14 protein-coding genes are annotated in these 14,494 nt (G+C 70.9%); 4 read left to right on the forward strand and 10 right to left on the reverse strand.

The window, feature by feature from the left end; genetic code table 11:
- Positions 1 to 31: 31 nt before the first annotated feature.
- From ABZ794_RS10590 to ABZ794_RS10600, 3 genes are all read right to left on the reverse strand, one after another.
- Entirely contained in the window at positions 32 to 1,723 is a 1,692-nt protein-coding gene (locus tag ABZ794_RS10590; protein WP_210782730.1) for a cation acetate symporter, read from the reverse strand.
- Complete coding sequence (locus ABZ794_RS10595) at positions 1,701 to 2,066, reverse strand: DUF485 domain-containing protein (protein ID WP_088950720.1); 366 nt, start codon at positions 2,064 to 2,066, stop codon at positions 1,701 to 1,703. The genes ABZ794_RS10590 and ABZ794_RS10595 overlap by 23 nt, the downstream gene beginning before the upstream one ends.
- A 175-nt stretch (positions 2,067 to 2,241) precedes the next feature.
- Positions 2,242 to 2,994: a flavin reductase family protein gene (locus ABZ794_RS10600; protein ID WP_357515310.1), complete on the reverse strand. Its 753-nt coding sequence runs from the start codon at positions 2,992 to 2,994 to the stop codon at positions 2,242 to 2,244.
- A 589-nt stretch (positions 2,995 to 3,583) separates the two neighbouring features.
- Here ABZ794_RS10600 and ABZ794_RS10605 point away from each other — a divergent pair.
- On the forward strand, positions 3,584 to 4,369 hold the full coding sequence (locus ABZ794_RS10605) for a helix-turn-helix transcriptional regulator (protein ID WP_238687956.1): 786 nt from the start codon (positions 3,584 to 3,586) through the stop codon (positions 4,367 to 4,369).
- Positions 4,366 to 4,572 carry a DUF397 domain-containing protein gene (locus tag ABZ794_RS10610; RefSeq protein WP_238687957.1) on the forward strand — a complete coding sequence of 69 codons (207 nt, stop codon included), beginning with the start codon at positions 4,366 to 4,368 and terminating at the stop codon, positions 4,570 to 4,572. Before ABZ794_RS10605 ends, ABZ794_RS10610 begins: the two co-directional genes overlap by 4 nt.
- Here the strand turns inward: ABZ794_RS10610 and ABZ794_RS10615 are convergent.
- Together ABZ794_RS10615 and ABZ794_RS10620 are read right to left on the reverse strand one after the other, a co-directional pair.
- Positions 4,569 to 6,260 (reverse strand): ABC transporter permease, encoded by a 1,692-nt coding sequence (locus tag ABZ794_RS10615; protein ID WP_210782771.1) that lies wholly within the window; start codon positions 6,258 to 6,260, stop codon positions 4,569 to 4,571. The genes ABZ794_RS10610 and ABZ794_RS10615 overlap by 4 nt on opposite strands.
- Positions 6,257 to 7,021, reverse strand: coding sequence for an ABC transporter ATP-binding protein (locus ABZ794_RS10620; RefSeq protein ID WP_091396824.1), 765 nt, complete (start codon positions 7,019 to 7,021; stop codon positions 6,257 to 6,259). Before ABZ794_RS10620 ends, ABZ794_RS10615 begins: the two co-directional genes overlap by 4 nt.
- 285 nt (positions 7,022 to 7,306) lie before the next feature.
- Between ABZ794_RS10620 and ABZ794_RS10625 the strand changes: the two genes are divergently transcribed.
- Together ABZ794_RS10625 and ABZ794_RS10630 are read left to right on the forward strand one after the other, a co-directional pair.
- On the forward strand, positions 7,307 to 7,807 hold the full coding sequence (locus ABZ794_RS10625) for a SigE family RNA polymerase sigma factor (protein WP_210782724.1): 501 nt from the start codon (positions 7,307 to 7,309) through the stop codon (positions 7,805 to 7,807).
- The gene (locus tag ABZ794_RS10630; RefSeq protein ID WP_357515215.1) at positions 7,800 to 8,654 is read left to right on the forward strand and encodes a hypothetical protein; all 855 of its coding nucleotides are present in this window, start codon (positions 7,800 to 7,802) and stop codon (positions 8,652 to 8,654) included. Before ABZ794_RS10625 ends, ABZ794_RS10630 begins: the two co-directional genes overlap by 8 nt.
- Positions 8,655 to 8,748: 94 nt before the next feature.
- Here ABZ794_RS10630 and ABZ794_RS10635 read toward each other — a convergent pair whose 3' ends face one another.
- Genes ABZ794_RS10635 through ABZ794_RS10655 form a run of 5 tightly spaced genes read right to left on the reverse strand, consistent with a single transcriptional unit; the run spans position 8,749 to position 14,328 of the window.
- Positions 8,749 to 10,392 (reverse strand): cation acetate symporter, encoded by a 1,644-nt coding sequence (locus ABZ794_RS10635; protein ID WP_210782720.1) that lies wholly within the window; start codon positions 10,390 to 10,392, stop codon positions 8,749 to 8,751.
- A complete protein-coding gene (locus tag ABZ794_RS10640; RefSeq protein WP_238687560.1) occupies positions 10,393 to 10,806 on the reverse strand; it encodes a hypothetical protein in 414 nt (137 codons plus the stop codon).
- Between the two features lie 44 nt (positions 10,807 to 10,850).
- Positions 10,851 to 12,572 (reverse strand): DUF4173 domain-containing protein, encoded by a 1,722-nt coding sequence (locus ABZ794_RS10645; RefSeq protein WP_357515218.1) that lies wholly within the window; start codon positions 12,570 to 12,572, stop codon positions 10,851 to 10,853.
- Positions 12,569 to 13,651: a HAMP domain-containing sensor histidine kinase gene (locus tag ABZ794_RS10650; protein WP_210782716.1), complete on the reverse strand. Its 1,083-nt coding sequence runs from the start codon at positions 13,649 to 13,651 to the stop codon at positions 12,569 to 12,571. The genes ABZ794_RS10645 and ABZ794_RS10650 overlap by 4 nt, the downstream gene beginning before the upstream one ends.
- A complete protein-coding gene (locus ABZ794_RS10655) occupies positions 13,648 to 14,328 on the reverse strand; it encodes a response regulator transcription factor (RefSeq protein ID WP_357515222.1) in 681 nt (226 codons plus the stop codon). Before ABZ794_RS10655 ends, ABZ794_RS10650 begins: the two co-directional genes overlap by 4 nt.
- Positions 14,329 to 14,494 lie beyond the last annotated feature (166 nt).

The following is a 14,494-nucleotide window of genomic DNA, read 5'->3' on the forward strand; positions in this document are numbered from 1 at the left end:
TCAACAGGGAACCCCTCGACAGGTGCCGCGATCAGTGGGCGCCAGAGCCGGTCAGGGCGCGCACCTCCAGCTCCGCGTACTTGTCCTCGTCGTGCTCCTTGGAGATGACAGTGCCGATCCACCCGCAGAGGAAACCGAACGGGATGGAGAGGATGCCCGGGTTGGACAGCGGGAACCACTGCCAGTCGTGGTTCGGGAACATCGAGGTCGCCGCACCGGAGACCACCGGCGAGAAGAACACCAGCAGCACGGCCGAGAGCAGCCCGCCGTAGATCGCCCACACCGCGCCGGAGGTGTTGAACCGCCGCCAGAAGAGGCTGTAGAGGATCGCCGGCAGGTTGCCCGAGGCGGCGACCGCGAAGGCCAGCGCCACCAGGAACGCCACGTTGAGGTTCTGCGCGTAGATCGACAGGGCGATCGACACCGCGCCGATCCCCAGGGCGGAGATCCGGGCGACCCGCACCTCCTGCCGCTCCGACGCCTCACCCTTCTTCAGCACGTTCGCGTAGAAGTCGTGCGCCAGGCTGGACGACGAGGCCAGCGTCAACCCGGCGACCACCGCGAGGATGGTGGCGAAGGCGACCGCCGCGATGATCGCCAGCAGGGCTGCCCCGCCCAGTTCGCCGCCGAAGAAGTCGATGCCGAGCGCTTCGGCCAGCTGCGGCGCGGCGGTGTTGCCGGCCTTGTCCTGTGCCGTGATCGCCTGGCTGCCGACCAGCGCCGCCGCACCGAAGCCGAGGGCCAGGGTGAGCAGGTAGAAGGTGCCGATGATGCCGATCGCCCAGAGCACGCTCTTACGGGCCGCCTTCGCGGTCGGCACCGTGTAGAAGCGGATCAGGATGTGCGGCAGACCGGCGGTGCCGAGCACCAGGGCGATGCCCAGGGACAGCAGGTCGACCTTGTTGTAGAACGTCTGCGTCGAGTTGCCGGCGACCTCGACGCCGTACCGGAGCCCGGGTTCGAGGAACGCGCTGCCCTTGCCGGACGCGGCGGCCGCCTGGCCGAGCAGCTCCGACAGGTTGAAGTTGAACTTCGCCAGCACCAGGATCGTCATCAACAGCGCGCCGCCCATGAGCAGGAACGCCTTGACGATCTGCACGTAGGTGGTGCCCTTCATGCCACCCACTGTCACGTAGATGATCATCAGCGTGCCGACCATGATGATGGTGGCCACCTTCGCGGTGTCCGCGTCCATGCCGAGGAAGGTCGTCCCCGGCCGGATGCCGAGCAGCAGCGCGACCAGCGCGCCTGCGCCGACCATCTGGGCGAGCAGGTAGAAGATCGACACCGTGATGGTGGAGACCGCCGCCGCCGTACGCACCGGACGCTGACGCATCCGGAAGGCCAGCACGTCCGCCATCGTGTACCGGCCCGAGTTCCGCAGCAGCTCCGCGACCAGCAGCAGGGCCACCAGCCAGGCGACCAGGAAGCCGATCGAGTAGAGGAAGCCGTCGTAGCCGTAGAGCGCGATGATGCCGGCGATGCCGAGGAACGAGGCGGCCGACATGTAGTCGCCGCCGATCGCCATGCCGTTCTGGAAGCCGGAGAAGGACCGGCCGCCGGCGTAGAAGTCGGTCGCCGTCTTGGTCTGCCGGCTGGCCCAGATGGTGATGCCCAGGGTCACCGCCACGAAGACCAGGAACAGCGTGATGGTCAGGTTGCGGGCGGTGTGATCGCCCGCCTCAGCCGCGAGGAACGTCTCAACCGCGTGAACCGTCTTCACGGGTCACCTCCCCGATCTCGGCGCGGATCCGGTCCGCGATGGGGTCGATCTTCCGGTCCGCGTACCGGGAGTAGAGCCAGGCGATCAGGAACGTGGAGACGAACTGGAGCAGGCCGAAGACCAGTGCGACGTTGATGTTGCTGCCGAACAGCTTCGTGCCCATGAAGTCCCGGGCGTACGCGGAGAGAATGACGTAGAGCGCATACCACAGGAAGAACGCGACGGTCATCGGGAAGACGAAGCCGCGCAGCGCACGCCGCAGCCCGGCGAACTCGTCCGACCGTTGTACGGCCAGGTACTTGTCCGACTGGGAAGCGGCCGGAGCGGGTGTGTCCGTGGACATCTGTGGATCACCACCTTCACAGGCGTCAGAGGAGTTTCGCGCACCGTAAAGAGCGCACTCCCCGGCAGGGAAGGCTGAGATCGACGCCGGTCGGCGAGTGCGCCGAGCGGTTGGCTGGCTGCGCCAAGTGACTCAGGTCACTGCGATGATCGGTCGCCCGTGGCGAAGGGTCCGTTCAGGTCGGCAGCTCGTGGTAGCGACCTCGGTAGTGCAGCAGCGGGGTGGCCTCATCGGCCAGGTCGATCGCCTCGATCGTGGCCTCGACCAGCAGGCCCCAGCCGTACTCCCGGGCGGTGTCCAGCCGGCATCCGACCCAGCCGCCGGCGTCCGCCGGAACCGGCCCGTACGGCGTCTCGTTCCACGCGCCGGTGGCGAAGAGCCCGCCCGGGGCGGGGAAGAGGCCGGCGAACCGGTCGGCGAGCTGCCGGTGTGGCGGGCCGAGTGGCGTGACAGCGAACCGACCCGACTCCTCGACGGCCGCCCAGAGGTCGGACTCCGGGTCGATCAGCCCGAGCAGCCGGTCCGGTTCCCCCTCGGCCACCAGGGTGGACGAGACGGTCAGCCCGGCCGGACCGGGCGCCGTCCAGAGGGTCACCGGTGCGGCGAGGCGACCACGCAGCCGGCGTACCGGCGACCGTTGCCCGGTCGGCACCGCGAACGGATCGGTGTGGTGGATCTCGGCACCCGGCTCATGATTCACGTGAAACATTGTGCCGCCCCGACCCCTCGCCCAACCAAGGAAGCGCTCGTGCAGATCGGCGGGTCGTCCGCCGAGCCGGGCGAGCTGATCACCGGCCTCCGCCATCATCGTGGCCAGGTAGACCAGCAGCCCCACGCGGTCGTCTCGGTACTCAGCGAGCAGTGCCAGCCGCGCCGGCTGACACGGCCAGTGCGCGCCGCAGCCCCGACACCGCCACAGCGGCCGCATCGGCACGTGTGGCCGGCTCACCAGCCGGGCCCGGTCTTCGCGATCGGCCGAACCCGTACGGTGGTCGAAGGGTCTCTCCGGTTTGAGCGATATACCTCTGAGGCATAAATATGACTCAGAGGTATATCGCTTGTGGTGGCGTGGCGCTCCCGGCCGGCGCAGCTCACCAGCGGCCACCGTTCGCGCGCCAGGTTTGCGCCGGGGTCAGCCAACCGGCCCGGCCTGGTCGCGGCAGGGCCACCGTCGGCCCGTTCGCCCACGCGGGTGGTTGATTCGGCGGGCCTACCGACCGCTCCGATCCGGTCGCGCCCGGCACGGCCTCCGGTGCCGCAACCTTCCTTCTCCGGTACGACCACCGCACCCCGTTCCCGCCACGGATGAACCCGAACAAGGCTGATCTCCTCCCAGTCGACGAGGGCCGCCCCGATCGGGGGATGACCGGGGCGGCCCGAACGCAGGACCCAGTCGCCGGGACGTCGCCTCCACCGGCCGGGCCGCGTGCTATCCACCCTGGACTGAGCGGCGCGGACAGGGGAGGATGCCAGGGCTTACTACACAGCGCAGTCACGTACTTACCGGAGAGGTAAGGATGAACGTCGAGATGTGGGTGCGGGCGTTGAAGGCCGCCCGAGCCGGTGCCGAGGTGTCCCAGGAGGCGCTGGCTACGCTGACCAAGTGGAGTCCATCCACGGTGGCCGCCATCGAGACCGGCCGACGTCGGCCGACAATGGAGTTCGCGGTCGCCGCCGACGAGGCCCTAGCCACCGGCGGCCTCCTCGCCGAACTGTTGCGGGCCGCCGATCGGCAGCGGCTACCGACCTGGTTCGTTCCGTGGCGCAACCATGAGGAGCAGGCGATCCGGCTCTGCGAGTTCGAGCCGTGCCTGATTCCGGGGCTCCTGCAAACCGAGGACTATGCCCGCGCGGTCATTTCCGCTGGTGGCCTGAATCCGATCAAGTTGGTGGACGAGTTGGTCACGGTCCGGATGGATCGACAGCAGTTGTGGCAGCGGGCAGAGTCGCCGCAATGTGTCTTCGTCCTGGACGAGACGGCTCTACGCCGCCCGATCGGCGGACCGGCGGTACTGGACGCGCAGCTTGCTCGGCTGATGGAATTCGCCGCCATGCCGAACGTCAGACTGCACGTCGTGCCCCTCGATGCCGGAGCCCATGTCGGACTGACAGGCGGATTTCTGCTCGCTGAGCTGCCCGACGGTGAACGGGTCACCTATGTCGAGGACGTGGCTCGCGGACATGTCATCGACGACCCGGACGTCGTGCGTCTGATTGGTCGGAAATGGGATAGCCTGCTGGGCGAGGCACTGTCCACAAGCGCCTCGCTGGATCTGATCCGGAAGCTGAAGGTGACGCCATGACCGTTCCTCAACCCCACTGGCGGACGTCGACCAGGTCCGGCGACACGGGTGGTGCCTGTGTCGAGGTGGCGGACAATCTGCCCGGCGTCGTTCTGGTCCGGGACAGCAAGGATCGCTCCGGCCCGACCCTCAGCTTCGCGCCGGCCGCTTGGCGTGGCTTCATCGCCGACGCCGCCCAGGACCCCAGCCGACGCGCTGACTAGCGGCGCGGGGTGACAGTGGCCAGCAGCTCCGGCTGACGGCGGTCCAGCACGTCACCGGCCAGGTACGCGCCCAGCAGCGCAGCGCCCAGCCCGTACGCGGCGCCGACCGGCAGGGCCAACCAGAGCCACGCGTCACCGAGCAGCGCGGCGGCCACCACCATCGGCACCGCGGCGACCACCGAGGCGAGCATGGCCAGCAGGGTGAGCAGCCCCTTCGCCAGGCCCGCACCGCTGTTCATGGCGAACGGGTTGCTCGTCTCCGGCAGTGAGTACGCCCCGAGCACCGAGATCAGACTGTTCACCGCCAGCCCGGCGCCGTAGGTGGCGACCAGACCGCCGATGGTGAGGCCGATCCACTCCGGTCGGCTGAGCAGAAACGACAACACCACAGCGACGACGCCCAACATCGGCAGCACGTACAGCGAGAAAGCCGTCATCCGGGCCCGCAACTCGACCCGGCCGGGCACCCCGGCCACCACGTTCGCCGCGTACGCGCTGCCGTCGAAGCCGAACTGGTTGGCCAGGGTGACGGCGGCGAGCACGCCCACGAGGACCATGGAGATGGTGACCACCACCGGTGAGCTGTCGCTGGCAGCCGCCGTGAACCCGGCGCCGTCATCGAACGCGAAGTCCCCGCCCGTAACGTTGATCAACACCGGTACGAAGATGCCGACCACCGCGATCGTGATCAGGTTGGCCCGGCGGCGCGCGTCCCGCCACCAGTAGCGGGCCTCCCGGGCGACCAGGGCACCGAACCGGTCCCGGCCGGCCCAGGCGGCGACCCGGGGAAACAGTTGGGCGACCGCGCCGCCGGTGACCCCGCGCCGCACCGGGGCCTTACCGGCGCTCGCCGCACCCACCATCGCCGACTCGATCGACCGGGACCACCAGGCCAGCAGGGCGCCGAGCGCCACCACGGTGATCAGCAACTTGACCGGCGCCGCCCACACCCGCCCCTGGGCCACGTCGATGCCGACGGTCCATGGAGCGCCCAACGGCGTCCAACCGATCACGGTCGCCACGCCGGCCAACCGGGTCCAGTCCGCCTCGCGCAGCGCGGCGAGGCCGAAGACCTGCAACGGGCCGAGCAGCGCGGCCGTCACCGCCAGCAGCACGGCCGCCAGGTCGCGGACCCGTCGGGACCGCAACATGGTGGCGAAGGCGCTGGTCACCGCCCGGCTGGCGGCCACACAGAGCAGCAACCCGGCGAGCACACCCACGACGGCTACCAACCCCGCCGACCAGCCACCCAACGACCAGGAGGTCAGCACCAGCCCGAACGACGCGATGAGCACCGCCAGCACCGGCACGCTGATCAGGGCCGCCACGAACAGGCCGGTCACCAGTGTGCGCCGGGGCAGCGGCAGCAGCGCGAACCGGGCCGGGTCCAGTGTCTCGTCCACACCGAAGAAGACCAGCGGCAGAAACAGCCAACCCAGCACCAGCAGCCCGCCACCGGCCGCCGCGACCAGCACCGCGTACCGGCCGTTGCCGGTCAGGCCCGGCGCGGCGAAGAGGAAGAACCCGGCGGCGGCGAACCAGAGCCCGAGCAACGCGCCACCGACGAACAGGGCGATCCGCCAGCCCTGGCCCCGAAAGTTGTTGCCCATCACCCGCAGCTTGAGCCGCACGAAGTGGCGAGCGGAGACAGTGCGTACGGGCGCGGCGGGGGTGGCGTCCGCGCTCACTGGGAGAGCCACGACAGCTCCTCGCCGGTCGCGGTGCGCCCGCCGACCACCTCGACGAAGACCTGCTCCAACGAGCGCCCGCCGCGGACCTCGTCGATGGTCCCGACCCGCTTGATGGTGCCGCCGGCCAGGATCGCCACGTGCGAGCAGAGCCGCTCGACGACCTCCATGACGTGACTGGAGAAGACCACGGTGCCACCGCCGGCCGCGTACCGGGTGAGGATGTCTCGGATCAGTGCTGCGGAGACCGGGTCGACCGCCTCGAACGGCTCGTCCAACACCAGCACCCGGGGGCCGTGCAGCAGCGCGCAGGCCAGACCGATCTTCTTCTTCATGCCCGCCGAGTAGTCCACCACCAGCGTGCGACCGGCGTCGCCGAGCGCCAACACGTCCAGCAGCTCGGCTGCCCGCTGGTCGACCACCGCCGGGTCCATCCCCCGCAACAACCCGTTGTACGCCAGCAGCTCCGCGCCGGTGAGTCGGTCGAACAACCGGACCCCGTCGGGCATCACACCGAGCAGCCGCTTGGCGGTGACCGGGTCCTGCCAGACGTCGTGCCCGAGCACCCAGGCCGAGCCGGCGTCCGGTCGCAACAGCCCGACCGCCATCGACAGGGTGGTCGTCTTGCCGGCGCCGTTCGGGCCGAGCAGGCCGTAGAAGGAGCCGGCGGGGACGTCCAGGTCGACGCCGGCCACCGCGATCGTGCCGTCGAACCGCTTGGCCAGGCCACGCAGTGCGAGCGCGGGGTGCTCAACAGTCATGCGCCGACGTTATCCGTCGATCGCCAGTTCCGCCGTCCGGCGACGGGCGGACCCGCGATCATCCCCGAGGCGGACGATGAGTGCGCCGATCTTGCAGCTTCTGTTGTCGAGATGGGGTGTTATGAGCCTTGTGTCGGGACAGAAAGTGCAAGATCGCGAAACGAGCTCGGTGTCGTGTTCGGCAGCCTCGTTCCGGCCGACACCCACTCTCCGTGCGCCCTCTGATGCAACCGGCCGTCGTGCCGGCGGGTGACAGTGGCAGAAGCGACAACGGGGGAGGGGACGTTGGACAGAGACGACGGCTTCGAGGAGTTCTATCGAGCCACCAGACACCGGGTCGTCACCGTGCTGTACGCCCTCGGTGGCGACATCCATGAGGCGCAGGACGCCGCACAGGAGGCGTACGTGCGGGCCTGGCAGCGCTGGCAGCGCATCGGCGAGTACGACGATCCGGAGGCGTGGGTGCGCGGCGTGGGGCACCGCCTCCTCATCAACCGATGGCGCAAGATCCGCAACGGCATCCGCGCGAACCGGCGGCACGGCCCGGCCACTGCCGTGGGACCACCCTCGGAGAACACCGTCGCGCTGGTCGCGGCGTTACGTCGACTGCCGCTGGAACAACGCGAGGCGATCGTCCTGCACTATTTGGCGGACCTCTCGGTCGCTGACATCGCGACTCAGATCGGTGTACCGCTCGGCACCGTCAAGGCCCGGCTCTCCCGGGGCCGCCAGGCCATGGCCCCCATGCTCGGCACCACCCTCCCCGAGGAGGTCAGCAATGCCTGATCAGTTCTTCACCGACATCTACCGCGACACCGAGCACCTGAGCTGGGCCCCGACCGCACAGGTGCGGGAGCGCGGCCGGCGGCGGACCCGTCAGACGAGGATCGCGGCGGCGCTCGCCGCGGTGGTGGCGGTGGCCCTGGTGGCCACCGGCGCGGTGGCGCTGGCCGGTGGCCGGGAGGGCGCGCCGACGCCGGTGCTGCCGGCGACCGGATCACCCACCCCGACACCCACGCCGTCGGCCACCTCGGCGGCACCTCGGCCGTCGACGACCAGCACCACTCCCCCCGCACCGCCATCGAGCCCGTCACGTACCAGTGGTCGGCCGTCGGCCGGTTCCACCAACCCGGCGATTCCGGCCGCAGCCATGCTGCGGCTCGCGGATCTGCCCGCCGGCTTCACGATGGCAGAGGACGACATCGACGGCGACTGGAGCCTGGAGTCAGTGTCGATCTACTGTCGCGAAGCGCCGTCGGGGACGTCCACGGCCAGGCTCGCCCAGCGAACCGTGTCGTTCGACTCGCCGACCGACAGGATGATCCAACGCGTCGTCCGCTACTCGATTCGCGATGCTGCCCGTGAGATGGACGCGGTCCGCGCACTTTTCACCGACTGCAAACCCAGGGGGGCGACCAGTTCGATGTCGGTCCTGGCCGATGGGCTGGGGGCCGGTGACGAGTCAGTGCTGGTGGGCTCGGACATCGAGGGCGTGCGGAGCCGCTGGCTCGTCGTGCGGCAGGGCGACCTGGTGGCACAGGTCGCGTTGGACATGGACACCACGCCGAAGGAGGCGCTGCGGTACGCCCGCCCGGTGGCGCAGCGGCTCTGCGCCGGCACTGACACCTGTTGACCAGGTCGCGAGCCCCGGAGTCACCTCTGCCATGGCGAAGGTGGGTCCGGGGCGATGGCGGTGATCGTGACCGAGCGCATCGCGGCAGCGGGGATCACTGCATCCGCAGGGCTTCCGGGGTGTGTAGGCGGAGCATGGTGGCGGCGACGTCGGCCGGGGCTCGCCGGCGGGTCGCCATCGACACGGCGACCATCACTGTGAAGGCCAGCGGGACCGTCCAGGCGGCCGGCTGCGCGATGAGCGTGGCCGGCCAGCCGGACAGCGGTGGGCCGAGCACTGTGACCAGCACCGCGCCGATCGCCGCGCCGCCGCCGGCCACCACGCCGGCAGTGGCGCCCACGTCGGTCAGCCCGCGCCACCAGATCCCGAGCACCAGCAGCGGGCAGAAGCTCGACGCGGCGACAGCGAAGGCCAGCCCGACGACCTGCGAGACGTCCAGCCCGGAGACGTGCAGCGCCAGCACCGCCGGCACACCACCGGCGATGACGGTGGCCAGCCGGAACCCGCGTACCGATCCCCGACCGAGCACGTCCGTCGAGATCACCCCGGCGACACTGGTCAGCAGGCCGGACGAGGTGGAGAGGAACGCCGCGAAGGCGCCCGCGGCGACCAGCGCGGCGAGGAGCCGCCCGGCCAGGCCGTCACCCAGGGCCGCTTCGGGTAGCAGCACCACCACCGCGTCGGTCTGGCCGCTGAGCAGCAACTGCGGGGTGTAGATCCGGCCGAGGACCCCGTACAGGGTGGGCAGCAGGTAGAACGCGCCGACCAACGCCAGCACGACCAGGGTGGTCCGACGGGCCGCCGCGCCGTCCGGATTGGTGTAGAAGCGCACCAGCACGTGCGGCAGGCCCATGGTGCCCAGGAAGGTGGCCAGGATCAGCGAGTACGTGGCGAACAGGCCCCGGTCGTCGTCACCGGCGGCGCTGGGCAGCAACCAGTCGTTGGCGTCGGTGGCCACCCCGGAGACGTCCGGCACCGGGTCACCGGCGGCGAACGTCAACTCGTCGCCGGGGCGTACCTCCCGGATGTCACCGTCGGGCAGGGTGAGGGTCGCGCGGTGCTCGACCACGACGGTGGTCGCGGCCCGGAACGTCGGCCCGTCGGGCGGGGTCACCGCCGGGCGGCCGTCGGCCTGCCACTGCAGAGCCAGGAAGATCACCGGTACGGCGAGAGCGGTCAGCTTGAGCCAGTACTGGAACGCCTGCACGAAGGTGATCGCGCGCATGCCGCCCAGCGCCACGTTCGCGGTGACCACGGCCGCCACCAGCAGGGCTCCGAGGGGGTACGGGGAGCCGGCCACCGTGGCCAGGGTCAGCCCGGCACCCTGGAGCTGCGGCACCAGGTACAGCCAACCGATGAAGATCACGAAGGCGGTGGCCAGGATGCGGAGTCGACGCGACCCCAGCCGCAGCTCGCAGAAGTCGGGCAGGGTGAACGCGCCGGAGCGGCGCAGTGGCGCGGCCACGAAGAGCAGCAGGGCCAGGTAGCCGGCGGCGAACCCGACCGGGTACCAGAGCACGTCCACGCCGTACTTGAGGACCAGCCCCGCGATGCCGAGGAAGCTCGCCGCCGACAGGTACTCCCCGCCGATGGCGGCGGCGTTCCAGGTCGGACTGATCGCCCTGGACGCCACCAGGAAGTCGGACGTGGTCCGGGCCATCCGCAGCCCGTAGAAGCCGATCCCGACGGTGACCAGGGTGACCGCGACGATGGCCGGGACCACGAAGTCGTTGCCCACTCAGCGCTCCGGCCGTTGCACCAGGTCGGTGAAGTCCTGCTCGTTGCGCTCGGCCAGCCGCACGTACGCCCAGCCCACGCCGATCAGGAACGGGAAGGAGGCCACCCCGAGCAGCAGCCACGGCAGGTTGACGCCGGCGACTGTGGTCCGGCCGAGCGAGGGCGCGATCGCGAACAGCCAGGGCAGCCCGCCCAACCCGATGGCCACCACCAGGGACAGCCGCAACGCCAGTGCGAGTTGGGCCCGGACCAGGCCGCGGACCAGCGCCTCGCCGACCTGGGTCTGCTGGGCCAGCTCGGCGCGGGTCCGCTCGGCGCGGGTGTCCTGCCTGGTGATCTCGGCCAGCACGATCCGGGACCGCCGGGGCGGCGGTACCGCACCGCTCGACCCGACGTCGGGGAGTTGCTTGGCCACCCCGGCAGTCTCGCCCGCCGTACGCGATTGTCAAGCGTTCATGCTCACCAGCGTTGCAACCCGAGGCAGTCGGTCACGCCGGCGCTCACCCGGGTCGTGTCGAGAACCCGACGGGCGCGTTCCCGGCCGAGGTTCGCCGCCCAGAACCCGTCCCGGGGCAGCTCGGCTGCGATCTCCCCGAGTGCGCAGGAGCGCATCGGCTCGGGCAGCCGATCCAGGGCCGGTACGGCGTCTGCCGACAGCCCGGACAGGTAGCCGACGTCCAACCGGCGGGTCTCCAGGTACCTGTCGACGTTCCGTTCGGCGATCAGGCGATCCGGGTTGAGAAGTGCCAACCCGAGCAGCGCCAGCGCCGCGGTGCCCACCACCAGCCGGGGGAGCCATTCGGCCCGCAACCGCACCACGGCAACCCCGACCAGAATGAAGAGCAGCCCGAGCCAGAGTTCGACCGCCGACACGACGAGCCGCAGCCGGGTGGCACCGTACGCGTCGGCGTAGACCTGCATCCGGTAGAGCGCCGAGGCGACGATCACCAGACTGAGCGCGGCGAGCGTGCCGAGCAGTACGCGGACCAGCAGCCGGTCCCCCGGGGTGGCCTTCGGTGCCCGGCGGGCGGCGATCGCGATCACCAGCAGGGTGAGCGCGGTGACGGCGAGCAGTTGCCAGAACCCGCCGCGGGCGTACTGGGCGTAGGTGAGCCCGGCCGTCCGCAGCACGTGCCCCGCCCCGCCGAACAACACAGTCAGCTGAACCAGCACGAACGCGGCGAACAGGGCGTCGAGCAACACCAGCGGGAGGGTCCACTCCAGCCGGTGGGCCGGTCGTGACGGCGCCGGTCGCAGCCCCTCCAGGTCGGGTGGGCGGCTGACCAGGTACGCGGCACCAAGCAGACCGCCACCGATCAGCAGCAGGCGGAACGCCCAACCGATCACACCGGGCACCGAGATGTCGGGCAGCAATCCGGTGACCAGATCGGCGAAGACCGCGTCGGCGGAGGAGAAGAGCACCCCGAACAGCAGCAGCAGGCCGGCGGAGATCGCCAGGCTGGTGATGATGCGTCCGACCTCGATACCCGACCCGGTCGGACGGCCGCTGCGTAGACCGCGTACCGCCCACGGGAGCGCCCGTACCGTCGCGGCCGGCGGCAGCGTCGCGGCGACCAACATTCCGAGCGGGCTTCGCCCGCCGGTCACCGCGAGTGTCCCGGTCACCGCCGCTGCGAGCAGGCAGAGGGCGAAGAGCCAGCCGGCGGCCCGGACCGTGCCGACGGCGACCAACACCACCGTCGCGGCAGCCCAGACGACCTGCGCCACCCGCCCCGGTGCCCCCGTGGCACCGGGGCGGGCGGTGGCCGCCGCAGCTGTCGTGGCGGTCGGTGTCGCGGTCGCCGTCGCGGCGGTCGGCCTGGTGACGTCCGCAGCCGACGTCAACGTCCTGGAACGGACGACGCTGGCGGTTACGAGGGCGGCGGTGCCGGCGAGCGCGGCCACCAGCCAGCCGAGTCCGGGACGAACCATCGTGAGCGTCGAGGCGCCGACGACCGCCGCCGCCGTCAGCGCCGCCAGGACCAGCGGACCGGCCGGACCGGCCGGCCCCGGCCAGCGCCGCTCGATCAGCCCTGGTGGCCTGGCAAGGGTCGGGGCGGCCGGCCCGGGTCGGGGTTGAGCGGCGGCTGGTGGGCCAGCCGGGCCGGGTCGAACGGTCGGGGAGACCTGCGGTCCGCTCGGCCCGGTGGCCGGGAGAGGGGTGCTGCCGGGGCTGGTCATGCGGCCTCTTCTCGGTATGGCCCGTCGCACGGGATGGTGACCTGAATGCGGCAGCCGGGCCGGTCACCCCGGTCTGGTCCGGCGGGATCGAGGACACCGATCCGACCGCCGTGCAGTTCGACGACCCACCGGGCGATGGCCAGGCCGAGCCCGGTCCCCCCGCCGACCGACCGGTCGCCGCGGGTGAATCGCTCGAACACCCGGGAACGCTCGTCCGGCGGTATGCCCGGGCCCTCGTCGCTCACCTCGAAGCGGAGCTGGTCGCCGTGTTCCTCTGCGCACACCCGTACCGTGCCGCCGGGTGGGCTGTGTCGGGCCGCGTTGTCGAGGAGGTTCGCGAAGACCTGGTGCAGGCGCCACGGGTCCGCGTGGACCGTCAGCGGTGCCGGCAGGTCACGGAGCTGGAAGCGCACGTCCAGACCGGCGCCGGACGCGCTGGCCGTGGCGTGCTCCACCGCCTCGTCGAGGAAGTCCCCCACGTCGATGCGTACGCGCCGCAACGGCACCACCCCGGCGTCGAGTCGGGACAGGTCGAGCAGGTCGGCGACGAGGTGCCCGAGCCGTTCGGTCTGGGCCAACGCCGAACGCAGCGCCGCGGGTTCGGGATCGGCGACCCCGTCCACCATGTTCTCCAGCACGCCCTGCAGCGCGGTGATCGGCGTACGCAGCTCGTGCGAGACGTTGGCGATCAACTCGCGTCGGCGCTGGTCGGCGGCGTGCAGGTCCTCGGCCATCTTGTTGAACGCCTGGGCCAGCTCGCCGACCTCGTCGCGGGAGGTGGCGCGTACCCGACGGGTGTAGTCGCCGCGCGCCATCGCCCCGGCGGCCGCCGTCATGTCCCGCAACGGCGAGGTCATGCCGTGGGCGAGCACCTGCGAGGTGAGCAGGGCGACGGCGATGGCGGTGGCCGAGGTGATCGGCGGCGGCCAGCCGATGCCGTACGAGAAGTAGGCCAGCCCGGCCGCCCCGGAGGCGACCAGCAGCACACCCAGCTTCAGCTTGATCGAGCGCACCGGGTCCAGCGGTCGGGGCAGCAGCTCCAGCACCCGGTCCAGCCGGGTGAGCACTGTCGCCGTCATGACGGCAGCTCCAGCGCGTAGCCGACGCCGTGCACAGTGCGGATGAGGTCGGCACCCAGCTTGCGGCGCAGAGCCTTGATGTGGCTGTCCACGGTGCGGGTGCCGCTCCCGTCGCCCCATCCCCAGACCTCGGCGAGCAGCCGTTCCCGGGGAAGCACCGTGCGGGGCCGCCCCGCGAGGTGGACCAGCAGGTCGAACTCGGTCGGGGTGAGGTGCACGTCCGCCCCGGCCCGGCGGACCCGTCGCTCGGCCTCGTTGATCTCGATGTCGCCGAGGCGGATGGCGGGCGGCGCGGGAGTGGCGGCGGCCCGCTCCATCCGACGCAGCAGGACGTGCACCCGGGCGGTGAGTTCCCGCATCGAGAACGGCTTGGTGAGGTAGTCGTCCGCGCCGACCGCCAGCCCCACGAGCAGGTCGGTCTCGTCGTCCCGGGCGGTGAGCATCAGCACCGGCACCGGCCGGTCGGCCTGGATCCGGCGGCACACCTCCAGACCGTCGAAGCCCGGCAGCATCACGTCGAGGACGACGAGATCCGGCTGTCCGGCGTGGAACTGGGCGACAGCGCTGGGCCCGTCCGCCGCGATCTCCACAGTGAAACCCTCGGCCCGTAGTCGGGCGGCGATGGACTCGGCGATGGTCCGTTCGTCCTCGACCACCAGTACCCGGCGTGCGCTCATGGGTCCTGACTGTAGGGAGCGGCCGTGGAGATCAGTGGTTTGCGTTGTGAATAACCTGTGGAGAACCGGTCGCGGCTGTGGATAACTCGGGGATCATGCCGGCTGGCGTGTGGGAACTCCGGAGGCTCGTTGTGGACAACCGACCGAGCTTGCGGAGAGTCGGGCC

The sequence above is a fragment of the Micromonospora sp. NPDC047187 genome (genome assembly GCF_040643355.1).
Lineage (GTDB): Bacteria > Actinomycetota > Actinomycetes > Mycobacteriales > Micromonosporaceae > Micromonospora > Micromonospora salmantinae.

What these genes read in the sequence shown, in the direction of transcription:
- ABZ794_RS10595 (WP_088950720.1), bottom strand. Translation starts at nt 2,066, where the DNA reads ATGTCCACGGACACACCCGCTCCGGCCGCTTCCCAGTCGGACAAGTAC.
- ABZ794_RS10600 (WP_357515310.1), bottom strand. Translation starts at nt 2,994, where the DNA reads ATGCGGCCGCTGTGGCGGTGTCGGGGCTGCGGCGCGCACTGGCCGTGT.
- ABZ794_RS10605 (WP_238687956.1), top strand. Translation starts at nt 3,584, where the DNA reads ATGAACGTCGAGATGTGGGTGCGGGCGTTGAAGGCCGCCCGAGCCGGT.
- ABZ794_RS10610 (WP_238687957.1), top strand. Translation starts at nt 4,366, where the DNA reads ATGACCGTTCCTCAACCCCACTGGCGGACGTCGACCAGGTCCGGCGAC.
- ABZ794_RS10620 (WP_091396824.1), bottom strand. Translation starts at nt 7,021, where the DNA reads ATGACTGTTGAGCACCCCGCGCTCGCACTGCGTGGCCTGGCCAAGCGG.
- ABZ794_RS10630 (WP_357515215.1), top strand. Translation starts at nt 7,800, where the DNA reads ATGCCTGATCAGTTCTTCACCGACATCTACCGCGACACCGAGCACCTG.
- ABZ794_RS10645 (WP_357515218.1), bottom strand. Translation starts at nt 12,572, where the DNA reads ATGACCAGCCCCGGCAGCACCCCTCTCCCGGCCACCGGGCCGAGCGGA.
- ABZ794_RS10650 (WP_210782716.1), bottom strand. Translation starts at nt 13,651, where the DNA reads ATGACGGCGACAGTGCTCACCCGGCTGGACCGGGTGCTGGAGCTGCTG.
- ABZ794_RS10655 (WP_357515222.1), bottom strand. Translation starts at nt 14,328, where the DNA reads ATGAGCGCACGCCGGGTACTGGTGGTCGAGGACGAACGGACCATCGCC.